Origin of the sequence: Deinococcus metallilatus, assembly GCF_004758605.1 — a bacterium.
Classification (GTDB): domain Bacteria; phylum Deinococcota; class Deinococci; order Deinococcales; family Deinococcaceae; genus Deinococcus; species Deinococcus metallilatus.
The window spans coordinates 1,075,631-1,102,602 of sequence record NZ_CP038512.1 but is presented as its reverse complement, the minus strand read 5'-3'; the positions used below and the strand labels follow the sequence as shown (position 1 = coordinate 1,102,602).

Sequence of the window (26,972 nt, the reverse complement as noted above, 5' to 3'; positions counted from 1 at the left end):
GACTCGGCTTGGCTCATGATTGTCCTCCCCTACCCCGCCGCCGCCTTCCGCGCCTCGATTACCTTCTTCGCCAGGTGTTCGGGCAGGTCCTGGTAGCCGTAGGGCTTCACGCTGAAGGCGCCCCGGTCGCCCGTCAGACTGCGGAGGTCGGCGCTGTAGGTCTGAAGCTCGGACTGGGGGACGACGGCGGTGATGGTGATGACGGTGCCTTCGGGGTCCATGCCCTGCACGCGGGCGCGGCGGGTCTGGAGGTCGCTGATCAGGTCGCCGGTGAAGCTCGCGGGCGCGCGCACCTTCAGCAGCACCACGGGTTCGAGGAGGACGGGCTTGGCGCCCTCCACCGCGTTGCGGAAGGCCAGCGCCCCGGCGGTCCGGAAGGCGAGGTCGCTGCTGTCCACGTCGTGATAGCTGCCGTGCGTGACGGCGACATGCACGTCCTGCATCGGGTAGCCCGCCAGCGGCCCCTTCTGCATCGCGTCCCCCACGCCCTTCTCGATGCTGGGGAGGTACTTGCCGGGAATCGCGCCGCCGACCACCTCCGAGCGGAAGGCGGTCCCCTCCCCGGGGTCGAGCCGCAGGTGGCAGTCGCCGTACTGGCCGTGCCCGCCCGACTGCTTCTTGTGCTTGCCCTGCGCCTGCGCCGACGCGCGGATGGTTTCCCGGTAGGGAATCTGCGGCACCCCCGTCTCCACGTTCACGCCCAGCGCCGCCAGCTTCTCCACCGCGATGGTCGTATGCATGTCGCCCATGCCCGAGAGCAGCAGTTCGCCGGTCTGGGCTTCGCGCGTAAAGTGCAGGGTGGGATCCTCGTCCAGCAGGCGGGCGACGGCGGCGCTGAGACGGTCCTCGTCCTGGCGCGTTTTGGGAAACAGGGCGACGGTGTGCGCCGGGTCGGGCAGCACCAGCGGGTCGTACTCGATGGGATGGGCCGGGTCGGCCAGCGTGTCCCCGGTGTGCAGTTCGGGAATCTTGGTCAGCACGCCGATCATCCCGGCGCGGAGTTCGGGCACTTCCGTCAGGTCCTTGCCGCTCACCACGTACAGGTGGGCGGGTTTCACGTCCACGCCGCGCGTCGTGTTCCGCAGGGTGTCGCCGGGGCGGATGGTGCCGCTCCAGACGCGGATGTAGGCGAGTTTGCCCACGAAGGGGTCCACCGAGACGCGCCAGACCCGGGCACTGGCGGGCGCGTCCGGCGTCGGCTCGCGCGTCTGCCCGTCCAGGCCGGTCAGCACGCCGCGCTCGGGGGCACTCCGCAGCCCTTCCACCATCAGGTTCAGCAGTTCGGGAATACCTACGCCCGTCTCGGCGCTGACCGGAAGGACCGGGTAGAGGCTGCCCGCGTGGACGGCGCGCAGGAAGGCGGCGCGCAGTTCGTCCGTGCCGATCTCCTCGCCTTCCAGATAGCGGTTCATCAGGTCGTCGTCGGTTTCGACGATGGTGTCCACCAGCCCCTCGCGGGCCTCGCGCAAGGCGGCGCGCAGTTCGCCCGGCACCTCTTCCGGGTCCGCCGCCAGCACGTCCAGCACGCCCCGGAAGCCCGGCCCCTCCCCTACCGGCAGGAAGGCCGCCGCGACCGGGCCTTTTAAACTCGCGCGGATATCAGCCAGCACGGCGTAGAAGTTGGCGCGCTCGCGGTCCATCTTGCCGATCACCACCACGCGCGGCATCTCGAAGCGGTCGGCGGTGGCCCACACCCGCTCGGTGCCGACCTCCACCCCGCTCACGGCACTCACCACGATCAGGGCCGAATCCGCCGCGCGGATGCCGCCGCGAATCTCGCGCACGAAGTCGGCGTAACCAGGCGTGTCCAGCAGGGTGATGTCGGTGCCGTCACGGTTCAGCCGCAGGACGCCGGTGGTGATGGAGAAACCGTGCTGTTTCTCGGCCTCGGTGTGGTCACTCTGGGTGGTGCCGTCCTCCACCCGCCCGGCACGCGGCAAGGCCCCGCTGGCGACGAGCAGGGCCTCCGAGAGCGTGGTTTTTCCCGCGCCGCTGTGCGCGGCGACACTCACAATCCGAACAGGAGCATTCTCAGACTGCACGAACAGATCACCGGACCCTTTCCAGAGCAGAGAAGCCAGCAAAGAGGAGGGCAGGCGAACGGCCACCGCGCGGGCAGGGGCGATTGAAGGTGCAAAGAGCTTACACCCGGGCGGCCGCCCGGCGGTACACGCCCGGCGCGCGCAGGCACCCGCCTTTTCATGACCTCCGGCTCAAGATCGTCTCAGGGCGGGCTTTAGGCCAGACTCAGCAGATTGTGGGCTTCTCCACGCAGACTGCGACGGTACCGGGAACAGCCTGGACACGATTTCAGTCACAACGGAGGCTCCATATGACTCAGAACCAGAATTACCTGATCCGTCTGTCCGACCTGAGCCGCGACAACCGGTTGGACCTGGCCGGGGAAGGCGTCTACAACCCCAGCGGCAACACCGCCTACGGCTACAACGGCGAGAAGGTCGGCACGGTCAAGGACGCGCTGGTGGACCCCGCGACGGGGCGCATCCGCTACCTGATCGTGGATGTGGGCGGCTGGTTCTCCTCCAAGGAAGTGGCGGTCCCGGTCGGTGAGGCCCGTTTTGCCGACAACGGCGTGTATTTCGACAACCTGACCAAGGATCAGGTGCGCGACCTGGGCGAGTACCGCTACGACCAGCAGTACACCTACGACCAGAACATGACGAACGACACGCTGGCCGCCGACGAGCGCGTGCTGCGCGGCACGGACACCGACGAGGCCAGCTACCGTGAGCGGGCCTTCCGCACGCCCGACCGTCTCCAGCTCCTCGAAGAGCGGCTGGTCGTGAACAAGGACCGCTTCCAGGCGGGCAGCGTGGAGATCGGCAAGCACGTCGAGACGGTCCAGCAGACGGTGAACGTGCCGCTGCAACGCGAGGAAGTGATTATCGAACGTCACCCCGTCACCGATGCCCGCCCGGTGGAGGGCGCCGTGCTGGGCGAAGGCAGCCAGACCATGCGCGTGGACCTGGAAGCCGAGCGGGCCAACGTGAGCAAGCAGGCCTACGTGACCGAGGAAGTCGAGATCGGCAAGCGCACTGTGACCGAAACCCAGACGGTCACCGACACCGTGGGCCGCGAAGTGCTGGACGTGAACAAGACCGGCGACGTGCGCCTGGAGAACGCCGACCGCATGACCGACACGACGAACACCACCGGCACCATGACGGACCGTGACGTGACGGACCGCGACCGCAACAACCGCTGAGCAGCGGGATCAGGCGGGGGCGGGGGCGACCCCGCCTCTTTTGCGCCCTGAGGCGCCAGGCAGGACCGCCGGGGAGAAAGGAGAAGCCATGGACGAACGAGAGCGGGAGAGGCAACAGGCCGCCGAGGAGCGCGAGGTGATCGAGCGGCTGGTCCTGCACGAGGAACGCGCCCAGGTGGAGGTGATCCGCGAGGGCGTCGGGAGCGTGCAGGTGCGCCGGGTGGTCACCGAGCGGCAGGAGGTCGTGCCCATCACCCTGCACAGCGAACACCTGGAAATCACCGTTCAGGAGGGGACCGGCGGCCGGGTGACGCTGAACGGCGAGGCGCTGGAAGTCGGCCGGACCTACGAGGTGCCGCTGTACGAGGAACGCGCCCTGATCGAGAAACAGGTGTACCCGATGAGCGAAGTGACCATCGCCCGGCAGGCACGGTCCTACACCCGCAGCGAGGACATCACCCTGCGCCGCGAGGAACTGGACGTGGAAGACCCGCAGGGCCTGGTCCGCGACCGGACGATGCCCGGCCCACGCCGGGAGTAGGTGGACGGGCAGGCAGGAAAGGCCGAGACAACCGGGGGAGGAGGTTGCCTCGCCCCACAGGTAAAGCGGCTGAAAGCCTGGGCCCCTGCTCCGCCCCGTTTCTTTCCCGCCGTCCGCCCCCTATCCTCTGCCTCATGCCGCCAGGCCCCATCCCTGACCGTCCGGCGGGCGAGATCATCCTGACCCCCGCCGGCTCGCGCACGGCCCTGAGCGCCCGCTTCGGCGAGGCGTACGGCTCGCGGCACGGGGCGGCGGCCCAGGCGCGGCACGTGTTCGTGGAGGGCACCGGGACGCACCGGCATCCCGCACCGCGCGTGCTGGAGGTGGGCTTCGGCCTGGGCGTGAACTTCCGGGCGACACTGGCCGAGGTGGTGCGGCGCGGCGTGCCGCTGGACTACCTCGCCTACGAATTCGATCCCGCCCCCGCTGAGGTGCTGCGCGCCGTCGGGGAAGGGGGTGAGGGGGCGGAGCATCCCGCCTGGGCCGCGCTGCTGAAGGGGTGGGGGCAGGCGTCCCCCCTGCTCGTGCAGGTGCCCGGCGCCACGCTCACGGTCCACTTCACCGACGTGCGGGAGGCCGACCTGCCGCATGGCTGGGCCAGCGCCCTCTATCTCGACGGCTTCTCCCCCGCCCGCAACCCGGAAGTCTGGACGCCCGCCCTCGCGGCACGGCTCGCCCGTGCCCTCGCGCCGGGGGGCCTTCTCGCCACCTACAGCGCCGCCGGGCATGTTCGCCGCACGCTCGCGGGAGCCGGGCTGAAGGTGGAGAAGCGGCCCGGCCCGCCGGGAAAACGGGAATGCCTGCGGGCGGTCCGGGAAGCGTGAGGGCTGCCCCGCATCTCCTGGTGATCGGTGGGGGCGTAGCGGGCGCGTCCGTCGCCTATTTCGCCGCGCGGGCAGGGGCACGAGTGACGGTGATCGATGCCGGACGTCACGCCGCCAGCCGCGTTCCCTCGGCCCTGGTCAATCCCGTGCGGGGACAGGCCGGGCAGGTGGAACCGGGCGCGGTGGAGGGCCTGCGCCTGACCTGGGCGCTGGTGGACGCGCTGCGGGAGGCGGGCCTGACCGTCCCTCACGGCCGGGTCGGCGTGCTGCGCCCCGTGCCCGACGACCGGACGCGGCAGAAATTCGAGCGGAACCTGCCCCCGGCGTGGCCGCACGGGTGGCTGGAGCCGGAGGCGTTCCCGGTCCCGCTGGCCCCGGGCTGGAGACACGCCCTCTGGCTGCCGGAGGGCGGCTGGCTGGATGGCGCGGCCTTCACGGCGGGCCTGCTGGCCGTCTCGGGGGCGGAGGTCGTGCAGGCACGGGCACGGGCCTGGGACGCCCGCTCCGTCACCCTGGAAAGTGGGGAGGTTCTGCGGGGTGACGCCGCGGTGTGGTGCGGGGGTGCGGTGGGAGCGGCCTGGGCAGGCGCAGCGGGAACGCACCGGGCAGGGACCCTCCTGACGCTGGAGCGCCCGGTCACGGCCCTGCCCGTGAGCTTCGGCGCGTACCTCGCCCCGGCCGGGGTCGGCGGGGTGCTGGGCGCGACTTTCGAGGCGCCCACGCCTACCTGGCGGGAGCCGGTGTTGCCGCTGCGGTCGCTGACGTGGCTGCTGGGCAAGGCGGAGGCGCTGACGGACCTGGGCGGCGCAACGGTGACGGGGCGGTGGAGCGGCACCCGCCTCTCCGGCCTGACCGTGGGGCGAACGGCAAACGGCGCGTGGCAGCTCTCGGGGCTGGGCAGCAAGGGCTTTCTGCTGGGGCCGCTGCTGGCGCGTCACGTTGCCGGTGACGTGCTGGCGGCGCTGGGAGTGTGACGGCGGCCGCAGAGAACCTCTAGACTGACGAGGTTATGTCGAAGTACCGCATCTGCTTGATCGAAGGGGACGGCATCGGCCACGAGGTCATCCCCGCCGCCCGCCGCGTGCTGGAAGCCTCCGGCCTGGACGCCGAGTTTGTTTCCGCCGAGGCAGGCTACGAATACTTCCTCGACCACGGCACCAGCGTGCCCGAGGCGACCTACGAGGCGGTGGAGTCCACCGACGCGACCCTCTTCGGCGCGGCGACCAGCCCCAGCGGTGAGAAGCCGAACGGCTTTTTCGGCGCCATCCGCCACCTGCGCCGCAAGTACAACCTGTACGCCAACGTCCGCCCCACCAAGACCCGCCCGGTCCCCGGCGCCTATGAGAACGTGGACCTGGTGATCGTCCGCGAGAACACCCAGGGCCTCTATGTCGAGCAGGAGCGCCGCTACGGCGACACGGCCATCGCGGACACCGTGATCACCAAAGACGCCAGCGAGCGCATCGGCCGCTTCGCCATCGACCTCGCCCTGAAGCGCCGCCAGAAGCTGACGGTCGTGCACAAGAGCAACGTGCTGCCCGTCACGCAGGGCCTCTTCATGAACACCATCCTCGACCTGACGAAGAACGTCGAGGGGCTGAACACGAACACCATGATCGTGGACAACGCGGCCATGCAGCTCGTCCGCAACCCCACCCAGTTCGACGTGATGGTGATGACCAACATGTTCGGGGACATCCTCTCCGACCTGGCGGCGGGGCTGGTGGGCGGCCTGGGCATCGCGGCCAGCGGCAACGTCGGGGACCGCTTCGGCATCTTCGAGAGCGTTCACGGCAGCGCGCCCGACATCGCCGGGCAGGGGATCAGCAATCCCACCGCGACCATCCTGGCCGCCGTGCTGATGCTCGACCACCTCGGCGCGCACGACGTGGCCCGCCGGATCGACCAGGCCGTGAACACCGTGCTGGCGGAGGGCCCGCGCACCCGCGACCTGGGCGGCACGGCGGGCACCAAGGAATTCACCGACGCGGTGATCGCACAACTGAAGTAATCAGCCACCGCAGGGCGAGGCGGCCGGGACAGCATCCCCCCGGCCGCTTCGCCCTGCGCCGTCAGCCCGCGGCGTTCGGCTTGGGAATGACCGAGATACTGCCGGAGCGTTCGAGGATGGCGTACTTGATCTGGTCCAGGCGTTCCAGACCTTGCAGTTCCCGCGCGGCATTCAGGATGTCCGACTCGTCGACGCGGAGCTGCTTCATGCGGTCCTTGATCGGCTGACCGTTCTCCAGAATCAGAACCGGGGCACTGTCCACCAGAAGTTCCAGCCCCGGCGAACGCTGCTTCCACAGCGAGAGGCCGATATCCAGCCCGACCAGGGTGATGATCGCCAGCATTGACTGGGTGAGCGAGAAGTCATCGCCCACCATCGCCTGCTGCGTCACCTCGCTGATGATCAGCAGCAGCACGAAGTCGAAGGTGGTGATCTGGGTCAGCGTCCGCTTTCCGGCCACCCGGAAGATCAGCAGCAGGAACAGGTAAATGGCGGCGGAACGTAAAACGGCGTCCATCGGGGCCTCCTCTGGGGGTCAGGGAATTCAGGGGTAAATAAATGACGTGAAGCGGACTTCCTGGGTGTTCCCGGACGCTCCGGCCAGGCCCGCCGCCCCTCTCAGGCGGCCGATGGCTTCCGTTTGCAGCTCGAACAAGATCTGCCCCGGCTGGCCGTTTTGCAGCGCGTTGAAGGTATAGGTCAGGCGGTTGCCTTCGAGCTGCGCCGAATCCGGCTCCGGGATGATCTTCTGGATTTCCATGTGTTGCAGGTACTCGCGGCTCAACCAGATGTGGACCTGATCGTCGCGCACGGCCCCGGGGCTGAAGGTCAGCCGGAGTTCGGTGGGCGCCATGTACCGCGCAAATCGGTTGTACTTGACCTGCAAGCCGCCGTCCGGGGTCTGGACCCGCTTCTCGCTGAGCGGGCCGGAGCCGAACAGCCCCAGCAGGGCGGCCAGGACGATCAGCAGCATGGCCGCCCAGCCGAGGCGCTCTATCCTGACTTCGCGGCGGTGAAACTCCAGATCCTGCGCCAGTTCCAGGTCACCAATCCGGCGTGGCCTGGTCACGGGAGGCTCTCCTCATTCCTCGGCTTGTTCATGGCCTGACAGTACGCGCAGACACACAGATGAAGTCTAAAGAACTTCTTGACCAAGCTCCCGGGTGGGCCAGCAACAGAAAAAGGCCAGAGCTTGAGTGCTCCGGCCTCTGCCCGGCTGTCCTGCCGCCGAACTCAGCTCACCGCTCGTAGAAGGGCGGCGGCTCGATCCCGAGGGCGCGCAGGTAGACGTAGCCCTGCCCCCGGTGGTGAATCTCGTTGTCGATGGCGTAGAGGGCCGTGGTGAGCGCGGACATGGTGCCCCAGAACAGCGCCTTTTCTTCCTGATAGCGGGCAGGCGGCACCGTGGGCAGCTCAGCGTCCATCCGGCGGGTCAATTCGTCCCAGGCGGCCAGCAGCGCCGCCTTTTCGTGCGGGGGCTTCTCGGTCCAGTCGGGATTCGGCCACTCGTCGGTGACCAGCCCTTCCAGGGTATAGAGCGCGACGCCGTAGAGTTCCCAGGCCATCTCCCCGAAGGACCGCATGGGCGGGGCGGCGGTGAAGGTGAAGAGCTGGTCTTCCGGGAATGCCTCGATCACCCGGCGGGTCAGGCGGCGGTGACCCTGCCAGTCGGCCAGCAGATACTCGGGCGTCATCAGGGAGGGCGTGAGGACGGTGGATGCGGTGTCAGCCTGCGTCATGGTTCCTCCAGTGGGGCCAGCCGAAAGGGGAAGCTGGCTTTCCGCTTTCAGCGTAACCGGGATTCCCGTCAACACCTGTCGCATTTTGGTGGCAAGCTGGGGACATGTACGACCCCTCCATGCGGGTGCTGACCGTGCTGGAACTCCTTCAGGCGCACGAGCGCGTGACGGGTGCGGAACTGGCGCGGCGGCTGGAGGTCAGCCCGCGCACCGTGCAGCGGTATATCGCGCGCCTTCAGGACCTGGGCATTCCAGTGGAGTCCACCCGGGGGGTGGGCGGCGCGTACCGGCTGAAGGCGGGCTTTCGCCTCCCACCCCTGATGTTCACGGGCGAGGAGGCGCTGGCCCTGGCGCTGGGCCTGCACGCCCTGCATCACCTGGGGCTGACCGCACTGGCCCCGGCGGTGGCGGGCGCCAGCGCCAAACTGAGCCGCACTCTCCCCCACGCCCTGCGCGAGCGGATGCAGACGCTGGAAGAGGCGGTGCAGCTCGACGCCTTCCCCTGGACTGTGCCGACCGACGCGGAGATTCTCTCGGCCCTGCTCGCTGCCATGCAGGCCGGGCGGGTCGTGGCCTTCGCGTACCGCTCGCACGCGGGCGAGGCCACCCGGCGGGAAGTCGAGGTGTACGGCGTGGTTCACCTGGATGGCCGCTGGTACGCGGTGGGGCGCTGCCGGGAGCGGGACGCCCTGCGGACCTTCCGCCTGGACCGGATTTCGGAACTGACCGAACTGGAGCTGCCCTTTACCCGTCCCCGGGACTTTGATGCGCGGGCCTACCTGCGGTCCACGCTGCCCTTCCTCCAGGCCCCCTATGAGGTGGAGGTCTGGCTGGACCTGTGCCCCGAGGACGCCGCCCTGCATTTCTCGCCCGGGCGGGTGGCGCTGGAACCCGACGCCGGGCGCGGCGGCACCTGGCTGCGGTGCAGACGTGAGGCGCTGGAACCCTTCGCGGCCCTGCTGCTGAGGCTGGGGTGCGCCGTCGCCGTTCACCGGCCCCGCGAACTGCGGGAAATCTTCGGCGTGCTGGCGGACCGGGCGAATGCCGCGCGCCTCGATCCCGCCTCCCGCGAACCCGCGTGCTAGGCTCCCCGGTTGAGATGCCGCTGCTTATTCTGGTTCGGGTCACATTCCGGGGTCGCGCATGATGGTCGCCTGCGCGCTGCTGTCGTGGTTCCTGGTGGGGCTGTTCATCCGCGTGAGCCGGGCGCGGGGCTGGGGCCAGCCGGTCCGCAAGGACGGGCCGCCGCACCTCCATAAGGAAGGCACGCCCACGGCAGGCGGCGTGCCCTTCGTGCTGGCGCTGGCGCTGGTGTTCTTTCCGCTCTACTTCACCGGGCACGCGGGCGGCGAGCGCGAACTGATCATTATGCTCGCGGCGCTGGCGATGGGCCTGATCGGCGGCATCGACGACCTGCTGAAGATCCGCTCGCGGATGCGCGGCAAGGGCAAGAAGGAACTGCTGGCCCGCGAGAAGTTCCCGCTGCAATTCCTGGTGGGCCTGGTCTTCGCGTACTTCGCCGCGCCGCTCGCCAGCCACGAACTGCTGCCCAGCCTGGGCCGCGTGCCCGACATCCTCCTGCTGACGCTGGTGATGGTGGGTTCGGTAAACGCCTTTAATTTCACGGATGGGCTGGACGGCCTGCTGGCGGGCGTGGCGATCATCGTGCTGCTGCCGCTGCTGGCGGTGTCGCCGGTCTGCGCCCTGCTGGTCGCCGTGCTGCTGGGCTTCCTGTGGTTCAACGCGCACCCGGCGCGGGTCTTCATGGGCGACATGGGCAGCCACGCCATCGGCGCGGTCGCGGCGGGGGCCTACGTGCTGTACGCGGACGTGTGGCTGCTGCCCCTCGCGGCCATCATTCCGGTCGTGGCGGTCCTCAGCGTGGTCATTCAGGTCATTTCCTTCCGCACGCGCGGCAAGCGTGTCTTCCGCATGAGTCCCATCCAGCACCACTTCGAGCTGAGCGGCTGGCCCGAAACCCACGTCACCACGCGCTTCTGGGTGATCACGGCGGTGGCGACGGCGGCGGTGTGGTGGATTCTGGGGGGGAGGCCGTGAGTGGTCAGTGGTGAGGAGTGAGTGGGAGCAAAGGCTTTTGCTCCCGCTTTCTTTTTCCACTGACCACTCCCCACTCACCCTCTACACTTGCCCCCGTGCCCCTTTCCCTCCCCGACCTCCCGGCCCTCCTCGCCCGACGCGCGCACCTGCCGGGCGAAGGCACCACCGTTTTTCGTGCGGCGCACACGACCGAGACGGGCGGGGTGTTCGCGTTGGACATGGCGGGGGACGCGGGGGTGCTGAGCCTGTACGCGGACCTGACAGCACAGGAGGAAGTGCGGCTGGCGGCGGCGTGCGGGGCATTGCCGGGAGTGGCGGGCGTGTACCTGAAGCGCCGCCCGGTGGAGGCCCGGCACGCGGCGAACGTGGCGCGGGAGTGGCTGGCTCCGCCCGAACCGGTGTGGGGCGAGGCCCGGCCCGAGGTGGTCGCACTGGAAAACGGCGTTCCCTTTCTGCTGCGGCCCGGCGCGGACCTGAGCATCGGCCTGTTCACGGATGCCCGGCCCCTTCGCGCCTGGGTGCGGGAACAGGTCCCGGTGGGCGGCCGGGTGCTGAACACCTTCGCGTATACCTGCGGCTTTGGGCTGAATGCCGCACTGGGCGGGGCGGGCGCCGTGAAGAACGTGGACCTCTCGCGCAAGGTGCTGGCCTGGGGGCAGGAGAACTACGCCCTCAGCGGCCTGCCCGCCCCGGACACCGACTTTCTGTACGGCGACGTGTTCGAGTGGCTCAGGCGGCTGGCAAAACGCGGGGACGCCTTCGATCTGGTGATCCTCGACCCGCCGAGTTTCGCGCGGGGCAAGTCGGGGGTATGGCGGGCCGAGCAAGATTACGGGCGGCTGGCGGCCCTGGCAGCGAACGTGACGGCACCGGGCGGGCGGCTCCTCGCCATGACGAACCACGCGGGGCTGACGGGTGCGGCGTTCGAGCGGATGACCACGGCGGGTCTGGGCGAGGCGGGGCGGCGCGGGCGTCCCGGGGCGAGGCTGGGCGCGGGCGAGGATTATCCCGGCGCGGCGCACCTCAAGGCCCAGGTGTGGACGCTGGACTGAAGGCTCACTCCTGTCTCCCCTGGCCCGGAACGAACGGCGTAGGCTCGCCGCCGATGAAGGTGCAGGCCACGTCTCCAAGTGGGACTTCCTCACCCACATCGCCGTGAACGGCGACCACGTCATGGAGGATCACGTCCACCACCTCGCCCGCATCGATCCGGGCCAGCGCCTCCGGGGTCACGAAGCCGCTGGCCGTGACGTTGCCGAAAGTGAAGCTGACGAATTCGGAGGCTCCGGGCATGAACCACTGTACGGCCCCTGTTGCTCCACCTCCCCCTGTGGCCCACCTCACTTCATTTTCTAAAGCAGGCGGTATGCTGGGGGCATGACGCAGAATGCGACGGAGCAGAAGCAGGTGCTGGTGCCCCTCACCACGCCGGAGGACGTGGACAGCTTCCTGAAGGAGTACCCGCTGGCGGCGGTCTTCAAGGCGGGGACCTGTCACAAGACCATGCAGGGCTTCGGCGTGCTGGAGACGTTCCTGCAACAGCACGAGCTGCCGGTGGGCTTTATCCGCGTGGTGGACTGGCGGCCCGCCAGCAACCACGTGGCCGAGCTGACCGGGATTCAGCATCACAGCCCGCAGTTCATCCTGTTCCGAGACGGACAGCCGCAGTTCGAGGTGAACAACTGGGACATCACGCCGCAGGCCCTCGCCCCCGTGTTCGAGGCGCAGGTGCCGCGCCGCAGCGGGGAAGCCGCCGTCGCCACCGATGACAACGTGGAGCCGTACCGCCGCCTGATGCGCGCGTACCTGGACGGGCAACTGAGCGACTGGGCATTCCAGGACCAGTACGTCACGCTGTTCCGCGACGACGCCAGCCTCCGCAGCCAGCGCGAGTTCGAGGCGCTCTCCCGCCTGTTCGGTGACCCCGACGCCTACCACGGCGGCCTGCACCAGCTCGGCGCCCCCGGGCAGCGCGGCGACCTGAAGGCCCGCGTGCAGGCGCTGCTGAACGAACTGGGCTGAGCCCTCCCACTCCCTCCCCGCCCGGTTGCTGCCCGGGCGGGTTTTTGTTGCGCTCCACATGAGGGCCGGGTGGTAAGGGCATGAGCAGGTCTATGAATGTAAGCGGCGCGTAAGACCCCTTGAGGTGTGATAGGTGCAGTTTTCCTTATCCGTCGTGACGCTCCGGGTACGGACCACGACCTGACGACGTTTCCTTCTCTCCTCACGGATGCCCTGACTGCCATGCCCATCCCCCATCCCCGCCTTGCCGTTCCGCTGGACCGCGCCGTCTACCGGCAACTCTTGACCGACCATTACCCCTGGACCGAGGTGACGGTGGACCTCGCCCGGCGGCAGGCCGAGGGCCTGAGCGGCGTGTTCGACGCGCAGCAGGGGCCGGACTGGGCGCGGTTCGTGTGGGTGCGCGGCACGCTGCGCGGCGGCTTCTCGGCGGCCGGAGACGTGACCTGGCCCGCCACCCTGTCCGCCCTGCCCCGCGCGCAGGTCACGCTCACGGCGCTGGACCCCGCCGTCGCGGACCTGGTGTGGATCAGCCGCGACCAGACGCCCCAGGTACTGGAGGCCCCCTGGCCCGGCCCGCAGGCCACGCTGGAGCGCCAGCGGTTCTCGGGGGTGCTGCTGGCCGGACAGGCGTGCAGCTTCTGGGAGGGCGGCCGGACGGTCGGCGGGACGCTGCCCCCGCCCGGCGTGCCGTGCCTCACGCTCTCGCGGCTGCCGGGCGGCGCGGAGGCACACGCGGCCCTGCTGGGCTTCTGGCGCGAACTGATCGCCACCGCGCACCGCGTCACGCCGCTGGACGAGGCGTGGCGGCTGGTCAGCCTGCGGCTGGCCGGGGAGTACCCCTGCCTGGACCCCTTCGCCCGCGAGGTCACGGTGCAGGGCGGGCAGCTCCAGGTCGAGCCCGACGTGCCCGCCGCCGAGGTGCAGCCCGCGCTGCTGAGCGCGTTCCAGGCCACCCTGGCCCGGGTGGGCCTGCGCCTGGCGGACCTGCCGCTGGCTGAGCTGCGCGCCCGGCCCGAGTGGGCGTCGGCCGGTCTGGAGGTCGCGTGACCGCGCCGCAGTCCGCCGCAGGGGTGCTGGCCTGGCCGTCCGGGCTGAGCGCCGACACGCCGCTGCCCTTCGCGGTCTGGCGGGTGCTGCATCACGTGGACGGCCAGCGGAACGCGGCGGAAGTCGCGCAGCTCGCCCGGACCACGCCGCAAGACGTCATGGCGGCGCTCAATCAGGCGGCGGCCTGGGCCACGCGCGCCGCGCAGCGCACCCAGCCGGTGACGGACGCCTCCGCGCAGGCCGTGACGCAGTGCGTGATCGCGGTGGTCGGCCCGATGGGGGAATTCATGGTGGATGACGTACTCGACGAACTGGGAGACGGGGCGGCCCTCAGCACGCTGCTGTCCAGGGTGGCCGCGCAGCTCAGCGAGGCGCAGGTGCAGGCCTTTGTGCGCCACCTGCGCGCCCGGGGGATCGCGTGACCCGCGCGCCGTCTCCTCTCCTGTGGCCTCCGCTGCCTTCCGGACTTGTGGGGGCAGGGCCGGGGAGTCCCCTGCTCCGCAGCTTTGCCCCTTCGCCGAACGCCCTCCGGGGCCTGTCCCTCTCGCTCTCCTGCGGCGCGTTGCACCTCTGCTGCGCCGCCTTGCAGCTCCGTCCGGAACAGCTCGGTCCCAATCTGGAAGCTCTCGGAATGCAGTCCATTCTCCTTCTCCGGCAATTCAAGCAGCGGCTGCCGGGCCGCGCGCCCCACGCAGGGGTGACTGCTCCGGCAGCCAGGAAGGGCAACCCATGAAGTACACGGTCGTGATCCGTCAATCCGTCCCGGACGAGGTGCGTCCGCTTCTGGAACAGCAGCTCGTGGAACGCTTCGGGCTGTCGGCCGAACAGGCCGAGCGCCTGGCCGCCCGCCGCTCGGGCCGCCTGATGAAACCCACCGGCCGCGCCCGCGCCGACCTGCTGCTGCGGGTCTTTCAGGACGTGGGCGCGCAGGTGGCGCTGGAAGAGGTGCGCGAGGAGACGGGCGTGCTGGAAGTGCCGTTCCAGGCCGCCCCAGCCACCCCGGTGACCGTGCGCGCCGTCCCCGACCCGGAAGGCGGCGTGGCGCTCGCCCCACCCCTGACGGACTTCGCGGCCTTCGGGGCGCCCGGGGCGCGGCGGGAATCCAGCGCCGCCCGCACCGGCGAGAGCCTTCTGGAGCCAGCCCTCCAGGCCCCCGAGCCGGGCGTGCTGACCCTGCCCGCCGACGACGCCTGGGCCGACCTCGCGGCGGACCCCTTCGCCCCGGCGGCCCTGAACGCCGACCCGTTCGCGGCGGCCGTCACTCCCGCCGCGCTGCCGGATGGCCTCGCCGCCTCACCGTTCGGGGACGTGCCGCCTGCCGCGCCACCGTCCGGAACAGCGGGCCAGCCTCCGGCCGCCACGCCCGACAGCAGTGACATCTGGTCGGATTTCACCGGGGCGCTGACCCTTCAGGACGCCAAACCGCAGGAGGAGGCTCAGGCGGCCGCTCCCGAGACGTTCCTGACGGCCCTGGCCGACGAGACGCGCGGGCCGCTGGGCCGACGCCGCAGCCTGGCGCGGCAGATGACCTTCGGGGCGCTCGCGCCGCTGGCGCTGTCCACCGCGCTGACGCTCGGGCTGCTGACGGCGATCCTGCCCAGCCTCCAGCGGCAACTGGTGCAGCAGAACGCCGAAGCGGTCGCGGTGGCGGTCGGGACCAGCCTCGACACCCGGGACCAGGAAACCGTGAACGCCCAGCTCGACGCGCTGCTCAAACGCTCGGCGGTGGGCTTCGTGCGCGTGGAGCTGCCCGACGGCACCACCTACTTCCGCAGCCAGAATCCGCAGCTCGACGGCACGCTGCAGGGCCGCGTCGCCGCCTTCCTCAAGGAGCATCCGGAAACCGGCACGCTGGTCACCAGCGGCAGCGCCGCCGACGCCTACCGCGAACAGCTCAAGCAGCTCGAAGACGTGGGCGCGGGCGACTCGCCCCAGGCGCGGGAACTGCGCAACCTGGCCCAGAACAGGGACAACCAGCATTCCGAGCGCACCAGCTACGTGGTCAGCCGCCTGGGCGTGATGGAGACGGGGAGCAATCAGCGGACGACCGCCCCCGCCACCGAGGACAGTTCTGACCTGCTGTACCGCATCGCGGTGGGCGTGCCGACCAACGAGGCCCAGGCCAACCTGCGGAACACGCTGCTGCTGGTGCTGGGCGTGTCGCTGCTCGCGCTGCTGCTGGCGGCGGCCCTGGCCGTGCGCTCCGCCCGCCGCGTGGTGCAGCCCATCGAGCGGCTGGTGAAGGTGGCCGACGCGATCAGCATGGGCGACCTGACCCGCCCGGTGCAGGCCGACCGCAACGACGAGATCGGCGACCTGGCCCAGGCCCTCGAACGCATGCGCCTGAGCCTGGAATCCGCGATGGACCGCCTGCGCCGCCGCAAAAGGGGCTGAGCCGGAGCAGCGCGAAAGGGCGGGGACTTGAGCCTCGCCCTTTCGCGCTGTTCGCCCTTTTCATCGCCGTTTCAAGGCAGATGACCGGGGGCGGCCTCCGTGAGAACGGGCTGGAGGCGGACCCCTCAGCCCGGAGAAGCTGGCCCCTGCGGTGCCGGTCCGAGGCCCTCCAGCCGGAAGGGCTCCCGCAGCCCCGCCTCCGCCGCTTCCCGCGCCACTTGAGGCACATAATTCAGCGCCAGCACAGCGCGGTATGTCCGCTCGGCCAGTTCGCGGTCCCCCTGCGCGTCCCGCACCTGCCCCAGCCGCGCCAGCACCAGCCCCGGCAGACTGCGCGGCACCTCGTCGGTGAGGGCGTGGGCGGCGCGTTCCAGCAGCGCCCGCGCGCTGTCCAGGTCACCCACGGCGAGGTACACCCCGGCGGCAGCGGCCTCCAGTTCGGCCTTCGGGGTGACCGTGTCCCCCGTCTCGCGTTCCAGGGCGTCCAGCAGCGCCGCCAGGTCATCGTCCTCGCGCAGTTGCCAGGCGCGGTCGGCCAGGGCACGCAGGCGGGACGTTTCGCCCGGCTCGAAGCCCGTCAGATCGGGCAGCCGCGCACCGGGCAGCCGTTCCAGCAGGTCGGGCAGGTCGTCCAGCGGGACGAGCACCACACCGTCCTCCACGGCCGCGAGGGCCGCCATGACCTCTTCCAGCCGCCGCGCCCGCCAGTGGGTACCCGGCCCCTCGCCCAGCGCCGCGCGCATCGCCGCGTGGTAGTCACGGGCCGCCGCCTGCACCTCGGCGCTGAAGGCACGCGGGGCGGTCATGGGGGCGGTCAGGACCGCCGCGAACGCCTGTTCGGCCTGCGCCGCCTCGCGCAGCCGGGCGCGGCCCTGGGGATACTGCTCCAGAAACGAGATGAGCTGCGCGTGGTCGGTCTCGGTGTCCGCACCCGACCCGGGCAGTTCCCGCACCGTGAAGCGCGCGGCGGGCAGGGCGTCGCGCAGGGGATGGTCGGGGTCGGGGCCGCTGGCCCACAGCACCTCCTGGCCCCCCACGCCGTTCGCCCGCAGGTGCCGCAGCAACTCCACGACCGTCCCCGCGTTGAACTGCGGGTGCAGCCGCAGCAGGTCCCCCAGGTCGGGCAGCAGCGTCAGGGGCACGCGGCCCCCCGCAGGCCTGTCGCCATTTCCGCGCCAGGAGCTGGCCGCGACGGGGCGGCTAACAGAACAGGGGACGGCGGCATCTTCATGGGAGAATCCCTTACCCCAGGTCGCGCGGGCGGTATGTGACGGCCTCGGCCAGATGGGCCTCGCGGATGTCGGCGCTGCCCGCCAGGTCCGCGACGGTGCGTGCCACCCGCAGCACCCGGTCAAAGCCGCGCCCGGTGAGGTTCAGTTGCCGGGCGGCGGCGCGGATGAAGGCGTCCGGGCCGGGAGCCAGCGGGGCATGGTGGCGGAGGTTCTGCCCGGCCAGGTCGCTGTTGCGGGTGCCCTGCCGCGCCAGCATGGTGTCGCGGGCACGCCCGACCCGCTCACGGACCTGGGCGCTGCCCTCGGTGTCGGGCGCGCGGGTCAGCTCGTCGACCGTCAGGCGGGGAACGCGGACGATCAGGTCGATGCGGTCGAGCAGCGGGCCACTCAGGCGCGCGGCGTAGCGGGTGCGTTCGGTGGGCGTGCAGGTGCAGGCTTTTTCCGGGTCGCCGTGGTGCCCGCAGGGACAGGGGTTCATGGCGCCAATGAGCTGAAAGCGGGCCGGATAGCTGACGGTGGCGCGGGCGCGGCTGATGGTCACTGCCCCGTCCTCCAGCGGTTGCCGGAGGGTTTCCAGCGCCTTGCGCGAGAACTCCGGGAACTCGTCGAGAAAGAGGACGCCCCGGTGCGCGAGGGACACCTCGCCGGGCTTCGGAACGCTGCCGCCGCCGATCAGGCCCGCGTCGCTGACGGTGTGGTGCGGCGCGCGGTAGGGGGCCTGCCCGACCAGCCCGCCGCGCGCCGCGAGCAGCCCGGCGGCCGAATGAATGCGCGTGACCTCCAGCGCCTCCCCGCGCGTGAGGGGTGGCAGCAGACCGGGCGCCCGCTGGGCCAGCATGGTCTTGCCGCTGCCGGGCGAGCCGATCAGCAGCAGGTTGTGCCCGCCCGCCACGGCGATCTCCAGCGCGCGCTTGGCCGCCGTCTGCCCCTTCAGGTCCGCAAGGTCGAGGGGGGCCGGGGCGCCGGGGTCCGGCTCGGGCGGCGGGGTCTGGGCGAGGGGGGCCTGCCCGCTCAGGTGACGCACGGCGTCCAGCAGGGTTCGTGCGCCGTACACGGTCACGCCGTCGATCAGAGCCGCCTCGGGGGCGTTGCCGTGGGGCAGCAGGGCGGGCCGCCCCTCCTGCGCGGCCAGCAGCGCGAGGTTCACCGCCCCGGCGATGGGCCGCAGGGTCCCGTCTAGGGCGAGTTCCCCGGCACTCACCACGTCCGCCAGGGCGGCGGCGGGCAGCAGCTCCTGCGCGGCCAGCAATCCCAGCGCGATGGGCAGGTCGTACAGCGGCCCCTCCTTGCGGAGATCGGCGGGGGCGAGGTTCACGGTGATGCGCGCGGCGGGAAAGGGCAGGCCCGCGTTGCGGACGGCGGCGCGTACCCGCTCGCGGGCCTCGCTGACGGCCTGATCGGGCAGGCCCACCACCGTAAAGGCCGGGAGGCCAGGGCTGACATCCACCTCCACCTCGACCGGCACGGCGTCCACGCCGATCAGGGCCACGCTGCGGGCACGGGCCAGCATCAGGGCACCACCGGGGGCACGCCCGCCACGCCAACTGTGCCCGGTCCCGCGTGGACCAGCAGCACGGCGCCGACCTCGCGGGTTCCGAGCACCCGCACGTTCCGCAGCGCGAGTTCCCCGGCGAGCCAGCGCGCGTCGCGCGGGTTCCCGGCATGCAGCACATAGGCCTCGCGGTCCTGCGGGAAGCTGCGAACGAGTTCGCGCAGCGCAGGCTGAAAACCCCGGACGCGGGCGACGGCCTCCACCTTTCCCCCCTCCGCGCGGATGATGGGGCGGACATTCAGGAACCGCGCCGCCGCCCCGGCCACCCGGGAGAGCCGCCCGCCCGCGATCAGCCAGCGCAGGTCCTGGGGCACGAAGCGCAGGAATACCTGGTCGCCGTATCCGGTCAGCGCGTCGGCCACGTGGCCCACCTCCCGGCCCGCGTCCAGCCAGACCCGCGCCTGGCGCACGGCGGCCCCCAGCCCCACGCTGACCGCCCGGGTGTCCACCACCCGCACCCGCCCCGCGAAGTCCCGCGCCGCCTGCACCGCCGAAGTGAAGGTCCCGCTGAGGGTCGAGGCAATGGGCAGACACAGCGCGCAGTCGGCCGCATTCAGGGCGGCCTCGTAGTGGCGGGCGAAGTCCTCGGGGGTGCCCATGCTCGTGCGCGGGGCCGCGCCGACCACCATCCGGGCGCGCAGGGTTTCGCCCGCCATCACCTCCAGGCCGGGGCGGATCAGCGTGCCGGGGTCGCTGTACACCACGCCGCCGTCCTCCAGCGTCAGCGGCACGACGGTCACGCCCAGCGCCGCGCTTTCCTCGGCACCGAGGTCGGCCGTGCTGTCGGTGATCAGCGCCACACGCTCCCGGGTCACGGCGTCAATCTAGCAGCCCCGCCGCCCCGTCCGCGCCACAACTCCGCGCCCGGCAGGGGAACGCCGCCCCCGGAAGTGGAGGCGGCGCCTGGAAGCGGGGTCAGGAACGCGGCGCGTCGTCACTCGCCGGGGCGGGCATCACCGCCTGGGGGGTCACGGCCTGGGGAGCGACCGGGGTCGCGGTCTGCGGGGGGGCGACGGGGGGCACGACGGCCTGCGCCACCACCGTCTGCACGGGCGGGGCGGGCGTCTCGCGGAAGCTACCTTCCAGCTCTTCCTTGAGGCCCGCTGTGCCCTTGCGGAATTCGCGGATGCCCGCGCCCAGGCTCTTGCCCAGTTCGGGCAGCTTCTTGGGGCCGAACACCAGCAGCGCGATGAGGAGGATGACGAGAAGTTCACCGGGTCCGATATTGGGCATAGTTCTGACCTCCGTAACGTGGACGGAGCTGGGTGGCGGCGTCCTGCCCAGAGTGTATGCCCGGAAAGGCCAGCCAAACGTCAGGAGGGGATGAGAAGGTCAGGGCGGCGGCGCAGGCAGGTTGCGGTAGGCCCGCAATGTCCCATTCATGAAGGCGACGTAGAGCGTCCCGGCGGCGACCAGCGGCGTCGCCTGCACGCCGTCGCGCTCGCGGTGCTGCCAGCGGACGGCGCCGCTGCGGAGGTCCAGGGCGACCAGCTCACCCGCCTCGGAGGCGAGGAACACCAGGCCCGCGCTCACGACCGGGCTGGCGGTCACGCGACCTTCGAGCGTGTGGGTCCAGACGTCCTCGCCGTCCGCCAGGCCCAGGGCGCGCACCGTGCCGCCCCACCCTGCCACGATCACCAGCTCCGGCGTGACGGCGGGCGCGGCCCAGATCTCGTCCTCCAGGTCGTAGGTCCAGAGGGCCGGTTCGGGCGAGGCGAGCTGCGCGCGGCCCGACGCGGCCGTCAGGCTCAGCGCGTGGACCTCGCCCGGCCAGGTGGGCACGATCAGGGTGGCCTCGCCGGGGGCGGTGGGCAGCAGGGCGGGTGTGGCGTGGACGGTGCCGACCTCCACCTTCCACAGCGGGCTGCCGCTGCGGGCGTCCAGGGCATGCAGCCAGCCGTTCTCGTCACACAGCAGGGCCGCGCCCGCCCACACGACCGGCGAGGCGGCGACCGGGCCGCCCGCGCGGTAGGCCCAGGCGAGTTCGCCGGTCCGGGCATCCAGCGCGTGCAGGTGCCCGTCACGGCTGGCGGCCAGCACCCGGCCTCCCCACAGGGTCGGGGCACCCGTGAACTCGGCGCGGGCCTGGTGCTGCCAGCCCTCCTGTCCGTCTTGCAGGCGAACGCGGCGCAGGGTGCCGTCCCACGCGCCGTACAGGATGTGGCCCTCCAGAAAGGTCGCGGGGGCCGTGACCTCGTCGCGGGCGGCGTAGGTCGCGTAGGGCCGCCCCGAGGCGTGCATCAGCACCAGTTGGCCGCCGCGCGTGCCGACCGCCAGCAGGTCGTCCTCCCCCACGACGGCGGCGGGCCAGGTCACCTCGCCGGGGAGGGGGACGCTCCAGGCCTCGCGCAACTGCTCCACGCGGGCGGGGCCGTCGGCTTGTTCGCCCGTCCGCGTGCGGCCTCCCCGGTACTGCCCGCGCGCATGTCCGGCCCACACGTCCCGCCGGGCCAGCGCCCAGAGGTGGGCCGCCGCCTCGCCGCTCTCCGGGCGGTCCTCCGGGCGCTTGGCGAGCAGGGCCAGCAGCACCCGCGCCACGGCGTCCGGCACGGCGGGGTTGAGGTCGCGCGGATCGGGCACCTTCTCGTAGACATGCTGGAACAGCACGCTCTGGTCGCTGTCGCCCACGAAGGGCGGGCTGCCGCAGGCCACCCGGTACAGCACGGCGCCCAGCGCGTAGAGGTCGCTGCGCGGCCCGACGCCCACGCCGCGCGCCTGCTCGGGGGCCATGTAGGCGGGCGTCCCCAGCGTGACCCCGCTGCGGGTGAGATGCCGCGAATGCTCGCTGAGCGCCACCAGCCCGAAATCCATGATGCGCGGCATCCGCGCGTCGTCCAGCAGCACGTTGCCCGGCGTCAGGTCGCGGTGGACGATGCCCTGGGCATGGACATAGCCCAGCGCGCGGGAGGCGAAGGCCGCCGCCGTCAGGAAGTGGGCCAGCGGTCCCGGCGCGTCTTCCAGCGGGCCGAGGGCGGTCAACGGGCCGCCGGTCAGCAGCGGCATGGTGAAGAACACGCGCTCCGCGCCGCTGGCCTCCCGCGTCACGCCCAGGTCCAGCACCGGCACCACACCGGGATGGGTCAGGCGGGCCAGCGTCCGCACCTCGCGCAGAAAGCGGGCGCGGTCGCCTTCGGGGAGGTGGGCATGCAGCACCTTGACGGCCACCTCGCGGTCGAGGCGGGTGTCGTGGGCGCGGTAGACCCGGGCGCTGCCACCCTCACCGAGCAGGGCGCGCAACTCGTAGCGGTCACTGAGGGTCGCGCCGATCTCCATTGGGGGGAGTGTAGCGCCGGGGGGCAGAGCCGTAGTGGACATATACCATCTGAGGTATGTCCTCCCAACGTGTAGAGCTGGAGGTTCGCGGCTACCGGAATGAACCGCTGGAGCACCGCTACCGGCGGCAGGACACCGAACCAGCGGGACTGGGGCTGCTCCTGCCGGGCATGGGCTACGGCCTCGCGCACCCGGGGCTCCGTTATTCCGCCCTGCTGCTGGATGAGCTGGGCTTTGACACGTTCGGCCTGGAAACCCGCTACGCCAGCGAGGCCTTCAGAAATGTTTCCGAAGAGGAAGCGCAGGAATGGCTGAGAGCGGACTTCGCGGCTGCTTTGGCTGCGGCGAGAGGTGCGCGGAATTCCTCGCAACTCTGCGTGGTCGCCAAGTCCCTGGGAACCCTGGGCCTGCATCTCCTCTTGACGGAGGAGCCGTTGCCGCCCCAGGCACGCCTGATCTGGCTCACGCCGCTGCTCAGCCGCCCGGAGCTTCGGGAAAGCATCAGGCAGCGGGGGGCTCACTCCCTGGTCGTGATCGGCACGCAGGACCCTCACTATCAGACGGACTGGCTCAATGAACTCGCTGCGGCTGGAACGACGGTTCTTGTTCTGGAAGGGACTGACCACGTGTTCGAGAATGCAGGCGACGTGATGGCCTCTGTGGGCAACCTGGAAAAGATCGTCGGCTCGATGAAAGCGTTTCTTCAGGGGTGACCTGAGCTTTAAGCGGCTTTTCGGGGGACGATGCGGGACGCGGGAGGCCGCGCGCGGGTCAGAGCCTCGGCTCATGTTCGCCGCGTGCAACTCATGCCCGCCCGTGTTCTGCTGTCTCCATGCCTCAATTCGGACTGCGGGCCGCGCTGGTCGCGGCTCTGCTGTGTTCCTCGGCGCTGGGTTCTGCCGCCCCGGCGACCGTCGAGAGCGACCTGGCGACCGTTCTAAAGTTCGGTCCCCGCGTGACTGGCAGCGCGGCGGGCGAGCAGGCCCGCACCTACTTCGAGGAGCAGTTCCGCGCCCTGGGGTACGACACCCGGCGGGAAGACTTCACCTACGCCCGCTTCGACGACCTCGGCTCGGACGTGCGGGTGGGGGACCGGCCTCTTTCCGGTCTGGCCCTCCAGGGCACGGCGGGGGCGAGGTAAGTGCGCCGGTGATCCTCGTTCCCGGCGTCGGCACGGCCGAGGACTTCCAGAAGGTGGACGCGCGGGGCAAGGTGGCCGTGGTGAACCGCGGTCAGATTCCCTTCGGCCAGAAGGCCAGGAATGCCCTGACGGCGGGCGCGGCAGGTCTGATCGTGGTGAACAATGAGGCGGGGGACCTGCACGGCACCCTGGGGGAGCGGACGGTCCTGCCGGTGCTGGCGGTCACGCCTGCGGTGGGCGCGGCCCTGCGGGAAGGCCAGCCCGTCACCCTGCGGGTGCGCGTGCACGAGGGTGAGGTGCGCGGCGTGAACGTGGTGGCCTTCAAGTCGGGCGTGACGCAACCCGACTGGCTGTTCGGCGGACACCTGGATTCTGTCACGGGGGCGCCGGGCGCGAACGACAACCTCTCGGGGAGCGTGGCCGTGCTGGAACTGGCCCGCCGGGCGGTGAACACCCCCATCGCCGCCCGCAGTTCCTTCGTGCTGTTCGACGGGGAGGAGGACGGGCTGCGCGGCTCGCGGGTGTTCGTGAAGGACCACCCCGGCGTGGTGCAGCACCTGAAGGCCATGTTCAACTTCGACATGGTGGGCGTGAACGTCATGCCCCTGGCGGTGGGCGGGGACAGCGAGTTGGTGAAAGCCGCGAGGCAGGCGGTACCGACGCTGGGGACCTTCCGGGCAGGCGGAGACAGTGACCATGCCCCGTTCTCCCAGGCAGGGGTGCCGGTCCTGTTCTTCCACCGGGGACTGGACGAGCACTATCACCAGCCGGGAGACACGCTCGCGGACCCGGCGCTCATCCGGGGGGCGGTGGACACGGCCCTGAAAGCGGTGGACGCGGTGCTGAGTGTGGCCTCCGCCGGGAAGTGACGGCAGGCGTTCGTTGCGCTCAGCCTGTAGGCTCCAGGCATGCCTTCCTCCCACCCCTTCGATGCCGTGATCGTGGGTGCTGGCCCCAATGGCCTGGCCGCTGCCGTCACGCTGGCGCGGGCCGGGCTGAAGGTGCGGGTGCTGGAGCGTCACGCGCGGGTGGGCGGGGGACTGAGCAGCGCCGGGCTGACCCTCCCCGGCTTCGTGCATGACGTGGGGAGCGCGATTCATCCGCTGGGGTTCGCCTCGCCCGCCTTCCGCGCGTGGCCGCTGCACGCTTTCGGGCTGACGTGGGTGCAGCCGGACGCCCCCTTCGGTCACGTGCTGGAGGATGGGACGGGCGTGGTCGTGGAGCGCGATCTGAGGACAGCGGCGCAGAACTTCGGGGAGGACGCTGAGGCGTGGCTGGCCCTCTTCGGGCTGCTGGTGGACGACTGGCGCGGCCTGCTGGACGACGTGCTGAAGCCTCTGCCCCGGCTGCCCCGGCATCCGCTGACGCTGGCCCGCTTCGGGGTGCGGGGGGTCCCTCCGGCCACGTGGACGGCCCGGCTTCTGAAAACGCCGGAAGCGCGGGCGGTGTGGGCGGGCCTGGCGGCGCACTCGAATCTGCCGCTCGGCACGCCCAGCTCAGGCGCGGCGGCGCTGCTGCTGGGCACGCTGGCGCACGCCGCCCAGTGGCCCTTTCCACGCGGCGGCGCGCAGGCCCTCGCGGACGCGCTGGCCGCCCACCTCTGCTTTCTGGGCGGCGAGATCGAGACGGGGGTGGAGGTGCGCTCAATGCGTGACCTGCCCCCGGCCCGCGCCGTCCTGGTGGATTCCAGCCCGGGCGTGCTGCTGGCTCTCCTGGGGGACCGGGCCACTCCCTCTTACCGCGCCTGGCTGCGCCGTTACCGCTACGGCCCCGGCCTGCTGAAACTCGATTACGCGCTGAGCGGCCCGGTCCCCTGGCGCGATCCCTCCTTACGGCGTGCGGGCACGCTGCATCTGGGGGGCTCGCTGGAGAACATCACCCACGCGGAGGCGAGCGTGGCGCGGGGGGTGGCCCCGGAGCGGCCCTACGTCCTGGCGGCGCAGCCCACCCTCTTCGACCCGTCCCGCTCGCCTGCCGGACAGCACATCCTCTGGGCCTACGCGCATACACCGCCGGGTACGCCGGACACGTACGCGGAGGTCATCCAGGCGCAGATCGAGCGGGCCGCGCCCGGCTTCCGCGACCTCGTTCTGGCGCGGCACCTCACGAATTCCCGGCAACTCCAGGCCTTCAGCCCCGTATTCCAGGGCGGCGACGTGAACGGCGGGCGGGGCGACCTGTGGGGCCTGCTCGCCCGCCCTGTCCCCTCCCCCACGCCGTACCGGACGCCCGTGTCCGGCGTGTACCTGTGCAGCAGCGCCACGCCCCCCGGTGGCGGCATTCACGGGATGAGCGGGTACTGGGCGGCGCGGGCGGCACTGCGGGACGTGTTCGGGAAGCGGTGAGTGGTGAGTGGGCAGGAGCCAGCGGGAAAAGATGGCAGCCCATCCACTCACCACTGACGACTTACCACTCACTGCCCCTCAGTCCCCCACGAACACCTCACGCACGTAGACGCCGGGGGCCGGGGCGACTGGCAGGCCCGTTTCGGCCCGTTCGCGCAGGCGGCCCAGCACCAGGGCGACGGTCGGTCCCTCGCCGTACATCTTGCTCGCCTCACCCGTCAGCAGGATTTCGAGGCCGTGCTCACCGTCTCCCCGGGTCACGCGGAAGACCTGCCCGCCGGGTTCAGACCGCGTGGTGACTCGTGTGCCGGGGGGAAAGCCTTCCCGTTCGATCTGCGCCTGAAGCTCTGTCAGGTCCATGGGGCCATTGTGCCCGCTTCAGGCCGCCCCGGCCCCCACCGCTTCCCGGAGCTGGCCGGGCGTGACGGGTTCTTGCAGCAGGCGCGCGAAGTTGCCAGGGGCCTGCCCCACCCAGCCTTCCACCATCTCGCCGCCCACGCTGTAGGTGAAGATGTAGGCGCGGAAGTTGGGCTGCGAGATGAAGCGCAGGCTCTGGCGGGCACGCTCCTCGCTCGCCACGTTGTACCGCTTCAGGAAGGCCAGCACCTCGGCCTCGGGGGCGCCGTCCCCGTGCAGCATCAGGGCCGCCGTGCCGCTGACGTTCTTCAACCCCTCGCGGGCGCGGCTGGCCCCCAGGTAGGCAGCCACGTCGTCGGGGTCCAGTCCGGCCACCTCCGACAGCTCACCCGTCAGCCACGCTTCCAGCTCCTCACGGTCCAGCAGGGCGGCGCGAGCGTTCACGGCGATGCCCTCGCTGACCACGCATTCGGGGGCGTTGATCAGCTGGATGCCGTGTTCCAGCCAGCCGCGCTCCCGCACCAGCCGCGCTTCCTTCGTCGCGTGTTCAGTGTGGTGGCCAGGATAGCCCTCGTGGGCCAGCAGGTCGGGGAGGGCGGGCAGCAGGACGGGAAGGTCGGTGTTGAGGTCGATGCGGCTCTGGAGGTTCCCCAGCGGCCAGTTGTACCCGCTCCAGGGCTTGTCCTGCACCAGGCCGATGCTGAAGTTCTCCCCTTCCGGCAGGCCGAAGCGTTCGTGCGTCCGCTCGCGCAGCACGGCGAGAATGGGTTCCGCCACGCGCAGAATGTCGTTTTTGGGGACAACGACGCGCGCCCGCAACGCCTCCTCGCGCCCCTCCAGGGCACCGGAGCCGGGCAGCGCCGCGTCCAGTGCCTTCAGCGCCGCTTCCAGTTCCACCGTGTCCGCCCGCACGGGTTCGATGTCGTACAGGCCGCGCACTTCCTCGGCGTAGGGCAGCGTCTCGCCCGAAAGGAGCCGCGTCATGGTGTGCATCGCCCGCGCCTGCACGGTCAGGAAGGCCCGCCGCGCGCCGTCCTCCACCCCCGCCACCTCGTCCAGCAGCGCCTCGGCCTCGGCGCGGAGTTCAACGGGGTCGCGGCGCGTCCGGTCGGCCCATTCCTGCGGGCCGCCGTAGCCGTCGATAAAGCCTTCCGAGTGCGCGTCGATGGCGTGGGCGAGGCGGATGTAACGCTCTGCGATGTCCATA

At 71.1% G+C, this 26,972-nt stretch carries 28 protein-coding genes; 16 read left to right on the top strand and 12 right to left on the bottom strand.

Annotated elements, in window-relative coordinates:
- Positions 1-29: 29 nt before the first annotated feature.
- Positions 30-2,015 (bottom strand): elongation factor G, encoded by a 1,986-nt coding sequence (locus E5F05_RS11265; RefSeq protein WP_241687137.1) that lies wholly within the window; start codon positions 2,013-2,015, stop codon positions 30-32.
- Between the two features lie 317 nt (positions 2,016-2,332).
- Here E5F05_RS11265 and E5F05_RS11260 point away from each other — a divergent pair, with 317 nt between their 5' ends.
- The 5 genes from E5F05_RS11260 (at position 2,333) to E5F05_RS11240 (ending at position 6,602) form a co-directional block, all read left to right on the top strand.
- Positions 2,333-3,226, top strand: a complete 894-nt coding sequence (locus tag E5F05_RS11260; protein ID WP_129118720.1) for a PRC and DUF2382 domain-containing protein — start codon at positions 2,333-2,335, stop codon at positions 3,224-3,226.
- An 88-nt stretch (positions 3,227-3,314) separates the two neighbouring features.
- Entirely contained in the window at positions 3,315-3,767 is a 453-nt protein-coding gene (locus E5F05_RS11255; RefSeq protein WP_129118719.1) for a DUF2382 domain-containing protein, read from the top strand.
- 134 nt (positions 3,768-3,901) lie between these two features.
- Positions 3,902-4,591 carry a tRNA (5-methylaminomethyl-2-thiouridine)(34)-methyltransferase MnmC2 gene (gene mnmC2 / locus E5F05_RS11250; RefSeq protein WP_129118718.1) on the top strand — a complete coding sequence of 230 codons (690 nt, stop codon included), beginning with the start codon at positions 3,902-3,904 and terminating at the stop codon, positions 4,589-4,591.
- On the top strand, positions 4,564-5,565 hold the full coding sequence (locus E5F05_RS11245) for an NAD(P)/FAD-dependent oxidoreductase (protein ID WP_129118717.1): 1,002 nt from the start codon (positions 4,564-4,566) through the stop codon (positions 5,563-5,565). Before mnmC2 ends, E5F05_RS11245 begins: the two co-directional genes overlap by 28 nt.
- A 35-nt stretch (positions 5,566-5,600) precedes the next feature.
- A complete protein-coding gene (locus E5F05_RS11240; RefSeq protein ID WP_129118716.1) occupies positions 5,601-6,602 on the top strand; it encodes an isocitrate/isopropylmalate dehydrogenase family protein in 1,002 nt (333 codons plus the stop codon).
- Positions 6,603-6,663: 61 nt separating this feature from the next.
- Here E5F05_RS11240 and E5F05_RS11235 read toward each other — a convergent pair whose 3' ends face one another.
- From E5F05_RS11235 to E5F05_RS11225, 3 genes are all read right to left on the bottom strand, one after another.
- Positions 6,664-7,119 carry a DUF421 domain-containing protein gene (locus E5F05_RS11235; RefSeq protein WP_129118715.1) on the bottom strand — a complete coding sequence of 152 codons (456 nt, stop codon included), beginning with the start codon at positions 7,117-7,119 and terminating at the stop codon, positions 6,664-6,666.
- Positions 7,120-7,146: 27 nt separating this feature from the next.
- On the bottom strand, positions 7,147-7,671 hold the full coding sequence (locus E5F05_RS11230) for a hypothetical protein (RefSeq protein ID WP_129118714.1): 525 nt from the start codon (positions 7,669-7,671) through the stop codon (positions 7,147-7,149).
- Positions 7,672-7,840: 169 nt separating this feature from the next.
- Complete coding sequence (locus tag E5F05_RS11225) at positions 7,841-8,341, bottom strand: DinB family protein (RefSeq protein WP_129118713.1); 501 nt, start codon at positions 8,339-8,341, stop codon at positions 7,841-7,843.
- Positions 8,342-8,445: 104 nt separating this feature from the next.
- Here E5F05_RS11225 and E5F05_RS11220 point away from each other — a divergent pair, with 104 nt between their 5' ends.
- From E5F05_RS11220 to E5F05_RS11210, 3 genes are all read left to right on the top strand, one after another.
- The gene (locus E5F05_RS11220) at positions 8,446-9,426 is read left to right on the top strand and encodes a helix-turn-helix transcriptional regulator (RefSeq protein WP_129118712.1); all 981 of its coding nucleotides are present in this window, start codon (positions 8,446-8,448) and stop codon (positions 9,424-9,426) included.
- A gap of 58 nt (positions 9,427-9,484) precedes the next feature.
- Positions 9,485-10,399: a phospho-N-acetylmuramoyl-pentapeptide-transferase gene (locus E5F05_RS11215; RefSeq protein WP_129118711.1), complete on the top strand. Its 915-nt coding sequence runs from the start codon at positions 9,485-9,487 to the stop codon at positions 10,397-10,399.
- Between the two features lie 95 nt (positions 10,400-10,494).
- Positions 10,495-11,451 (top strand): class I SAM-dependent rRNA methyltransferase, encoded by a 957-nt coding sequence (locus E5F05_RS11210; RefSeq protein WP_129118710.1) that lies wholly within the window; start codon positions 10,495-10,497, stop codon positions 11,449-11,451.
- A 4-nt stretch (positions 11,452-11,455) separates the two neighbouring features.
- On the opposite strand, the gene E5F05_RS11205 is transcribed toward E5F05_RS11210, so the two are convergent.
- Entirely contained in the window at positions 11,456-11,692 is a 237-nt protein-coding gene (locus E5F05_RS11205; RefSeq protein WP_129118709.1) for a hypothetical protein, read from the bottom strand.
- A gap of 84 nt (positions 11,693-11,776) precedes the next feature.
- Between E5F05_RS11205 and abxC the strand changes: the two genes are divergently transcribed.
- From abxC to E5F05_RS11185, 4 genes are all read left to right on the top strand, one after another.
- A complete protein-coding gene (gene abxC / locus E5F05_RS11200) occupies positions 11,777-12,421 on the top strand; it encodes a monothiol bacilliredoxin AbxC (protein ID WP_129118708.1) in 645 nt (214 codons plus the stop codon).
- Between the two features lie 222 nt (positions 12,422-12,643).
- Entirely contained in the window at positions 12,644-13,471 is an 828-nt protein-coding gene (locus E5F05_RS21635; RefSeq protein ID WP_129118707.1) for a hypothetical protein, read from the top strand.
- Complete coding sequence (locus tag E5F05_RS11190; protein ID WP_129118706.1) at positions 13,468-13,893, top strand: DUF8082 domain-containing protein; 426 nt, start codon at positions 13,468-13,470, stop codon at positions 13,891-13,893. The genes E5F05_RS21635 and E5F05_RS11190 overlap by 4 nt, the downstream gene beginning before the upstream one ends.
- 307 nt (positions 13,894-14,200) lie before the next feature.
- On the top strand, positions 14,201-15,865 hold the full coding sequence (locus E5F05_RS11185) for a HAMP domain-containing protein (RefSeq protein WP_129118705.1): 1,665 nt from the start codon (positions 14,201-14,203) through the stop codon (positions 15,863-15,865).
- A 125-nt stretch (positions 15,866-15,990) separates the two neighbouring features.
- On the opposite strand, the gene E5F05_RS11180 is transcribed toward E5F05_RS11185, so the two are convergent.
- From E5F05_RS11180 to E5F05_RS11160, 5 genes are all read right to left on the bottom strand, one after another.
- Complete coding sequence (locus E5F05_RS11180; protein ID WP_129118704.1) at positions 15,991-17,007, bottom strand: hypothetical protein; 1,017 nt, start codon at positions 17,005-17,007, stop codon at positions 15,991-15,993.
- Between the two features lie 100 nt (positions 17,008-17,107).
- A complete protein-coding gene (locus E5F05_RS11175) occupies positions 17,108-18,607 on the bottom strand; it encodes a YifB family Mg chelatase-like AAA ATPase (RefSeq protein ID WP_129118703.1) in 1,500 nt (499 codons plus the stop codon).
- Positions 18,607-19,464 carry a DegV family protein gene (locus E5F05_RS11170; RefSeq protein WP_241687133.1) on the bottom strand — a complete coding sequence of 286 codons (858 nt, stop codon included), beginning with the start codon at positions 19,462-19,464 and terminating at the stop codon, positions 18,607-18,609. The genes E5F05_RS11175 and E5F05_RS11170 overlap by 1 nt, the downstream gene beginning before the upstream one ends.
- A gap of 100 nt (positions 19,465-19,564) precedes the next feature.
- On the bottom strand, positions 19,565-19,882 hold the full coding sequence (tatA, locus tag E5F05_RS21910) for a twin-arginine translocase TatA/TatE family subunit (RefSeq protein WP_129118702.1): 318 nt from the start codon (positions 19,880-19,882) through the stop codon (positions 19,565-19,567).
- A 99-nt stretch (positions 19,883-19,981) separates the two neighbouring features.
- Entirely contained in the window at positions 19,982-21,922 is a 1,941-nt protein-coding gene (locus E5F05_RS11160; protein ID WP_129118701.1) for a serine/threonine-protein kinase, read from the bottom strand.
- Between the two features lie 56 nt (positions 21,923-21,978).
- Between E5F05_RS11160 and E5F05_RS11155 the strand changes: the two genes are divergently transcribed.
- The 4 genes from E5F05_RS11155 (at position 21,979) to E5F05_RS11145 (ending at position 25,408) form a co-directional block, all read left to right on the top strand.
- Positions 21,979-22,635 (top strand): hypothetical protein, encoded by a 657-nt coding sequence (locus E5F05_RS11155; protein WP_129118700.1) that lies wholly within the window; start codon positions 21,979-21,981, stop codon positions 22,633-22,635.
- A gap of 119 nt (positions 22,636-22,754) precedes the next feature.
- Entirely contained in the window at positions 22,755-23,063 is a 309-nt protein-coding gene (locus E5F05_RS21625; RefSeq protein WP_241687132.1) for a hypothetical protein, read from the top strand.
- An 8-nt stretch (positions 23,064-23,071) separates the two neighbouring features.
- Positions 23,072-23,932, top strand: a complete 861-nt coding sequence (locus E5F05_RS11150) for a M28 family peptidase (protein ID WP_241687131.1) — start codon at positions 23,072-23,074, stop codon at positions 23,930-23,932.
- Positions 23,933-23,971: 39 nt separating this feature from the next.
- On the top strand, positions 23,972-25,408 hold the full coding sequence (locus tag E5F05_RS11145) for a phytoene desaturase family protein (RefSeq protein ID WP_129118699.1): 1,437 nt from the start codon (positions 23,972-23,974) through the stop codon (positions 25,406-25,408).
- Between the two features lie 78 nt (positions 25,409-25,486).
- On the opposite strand, the gene E5F05_RS11140 is transcribed toward E5F05_RS11145, so the two are convergent.
- Positions 25,487-25,768 (bottom strand): hypothetical protein, encoded by a 282-nt coding sequence (locus E5F05_RS11140; RefSeq protein ID WP_129118698.1) that lies wholly within the window; start codon positions 25,766-25,768, stop codon positions 25,487-25,489.
- Positions 25,769-25,786: 18 nt separating this feature from the next.
- Positions 25,787-26,971: a hypothetical protein gene (locus E5F05_RS11135; RefSeq protein WP_129118697.1), complete on the bottom strand. Its 1,185-nt coding sequence runs from the start codon at positions 26,969-26,971 to the stop codon at positions 25,787-25,789.
- Between the last annotated feature and the right edge of the window lies 1 nt (position 26,972).

Bases quoted from the DNA above. Each gene is read 5' to 3' on its own strand.
- E5F05_RS11245 (WP_129118717.1), top strand. From the start codon at position 4,564: ATGCCTGCGGGCGGTCCGGGAAGCGTGAGGGCTGCCCCGCATCTCCTG.
- E5F05_RS11240 (WP_129118716.1), top strand. From the start codon at position 5,601: ATGTCGAAGTACCGCATCTGCTTGATCGAAGGGGACGGCATCGGCCAC.
- E5F05_RS11160 (WP_129118701.1), bottom strand. From the start codon at position 21,922: ATGGAGATCGGCGCGACCCTCAGTGACCGCTACGAGTTGCGCGCCCTG.
- E5F05_RS11225 (WP_129118713.1), bottom strand. From the start codon at position 8,341: ATGACGCAGGCTGACACCGCATCCACCGTCCTCACGCCCTCCCTGATG.
- E5F05_RS11220 (WP_129118712.1), top strand. From the start codon at position 8,446: ATGTACGACCCCTCCATGCGGGTGCTGACCGTGCTGGAACTCCTTCAG.
- E5F05_RS11175 (WP_129118703.1), bottom strand. From the start codon at position 18,607: ATGCTGGCCCGTGCCCGCAGCGTGGCCCTGATCGGCGTGGACGCCGTG.
- E5F05_RS11255 (WP_129118719.1), top strand. From the start codon at position 3,315: ATGGACGAACGAGAGCGGGAGAGGCAACAGGCCGCCGAGGAGCGCGAG.
- mnmC2 (WP_129118718.1), top strand. From the start codon at position 3,902: ATGCCGCCAGGCCCCATCCCTGACCGTCCGGCGGGCGAGATCATCCTG.
- E5F05_RS11140 (WP_129118698.1), bottom strand. From the start codon at position 25,768: ATGGACCTGACAGAGCTTCAGGCGCAGATCGAACGGGAAGGCTTTCCC.
- E5F05_RS11205 (WP_129118709.1), bottom strand. From the start codon at position 11,692: ATGCCCGGAGCCTCCGAATTCGTCAGCTTCACTTTCGGCAACGTCACG.
- E5F05_RS11215 (WP_129118711.1), top strand. From the start codon at position 9,485: ATGATGGTCGCCTGCGCGCTGCTGTCGTGGTTCCTGGTGGGGCTGTTC.
- E5F05_RS21635 (WP_129118707.1), top strand. From the start codon at position 12,644: ATGCCCATCCCCCATCCCCGCCTTGCCGTTCCGCTGGACCGCGCCGTC.
- E5F05_RS11155 (WP_129118700.1), top strand. From the start codon at position 21,979: ATGTCCTCCCAACGTGTAGAGCTGGAGGTTCGCGGCTACCGGAATGAA.
- E5F05_RS11260 (WP_129118720.1), top strand. From the start codon at position 2,333: ATGACTCAGAACCAGAATTACCTGATCCGTCTGTCCGACCTGAGCCGC.
- tatA (WP_129118702.1), bottom strand. From the start codon at position 19,882: ATGCCCAATATCGGACCCGGTGAACTTCTCGTCATCCTCCTCATCGCG.
- E5F05_RS11135 (WP_129118697.1), bottom strand. From the start codon at position 26,971: ATGGACATCGCAGAGCGTTACATCCGCCTCGCCCACGCCATCGACGCG.
- E5F05_RS21625 (WP_241687132.1), top strand. From the start codon at position 22,755: ATGCCTCAATTCGGACTGCGGGCCGCGCTGGTCGCGGCTCTGCTGTGT.
- abxC (WP_129118708.1), top strand. From the start codon at position 11,777: ATGACGCAGAATGCGACGGAGCAGAAGCAGGTGCTGGTGCCCCTCACC.
- E5F05_RS11185 (WP_129118705.1), top strand. From the start codon at position 14,201: ATGAAGTACACGGTCGTGATCCGTCAATCCGTCCCGGACGAGGTGCGT.
- E5F05_RS11145 (WP_129118699.1), top strand. From the start codon at position 23,972: ATGCCTTCCTCCCACCCCTTCGATGCCGTGATCGTGGGTGCTGGCCCC.
- E5F05_RS11235 (WP_129118715.1), bottom strand. From the start codon at position 7,119: ATGGACGCCGTTTTACGTTCCGCCGCCATTTACCTGTTCCTGCTGCTG.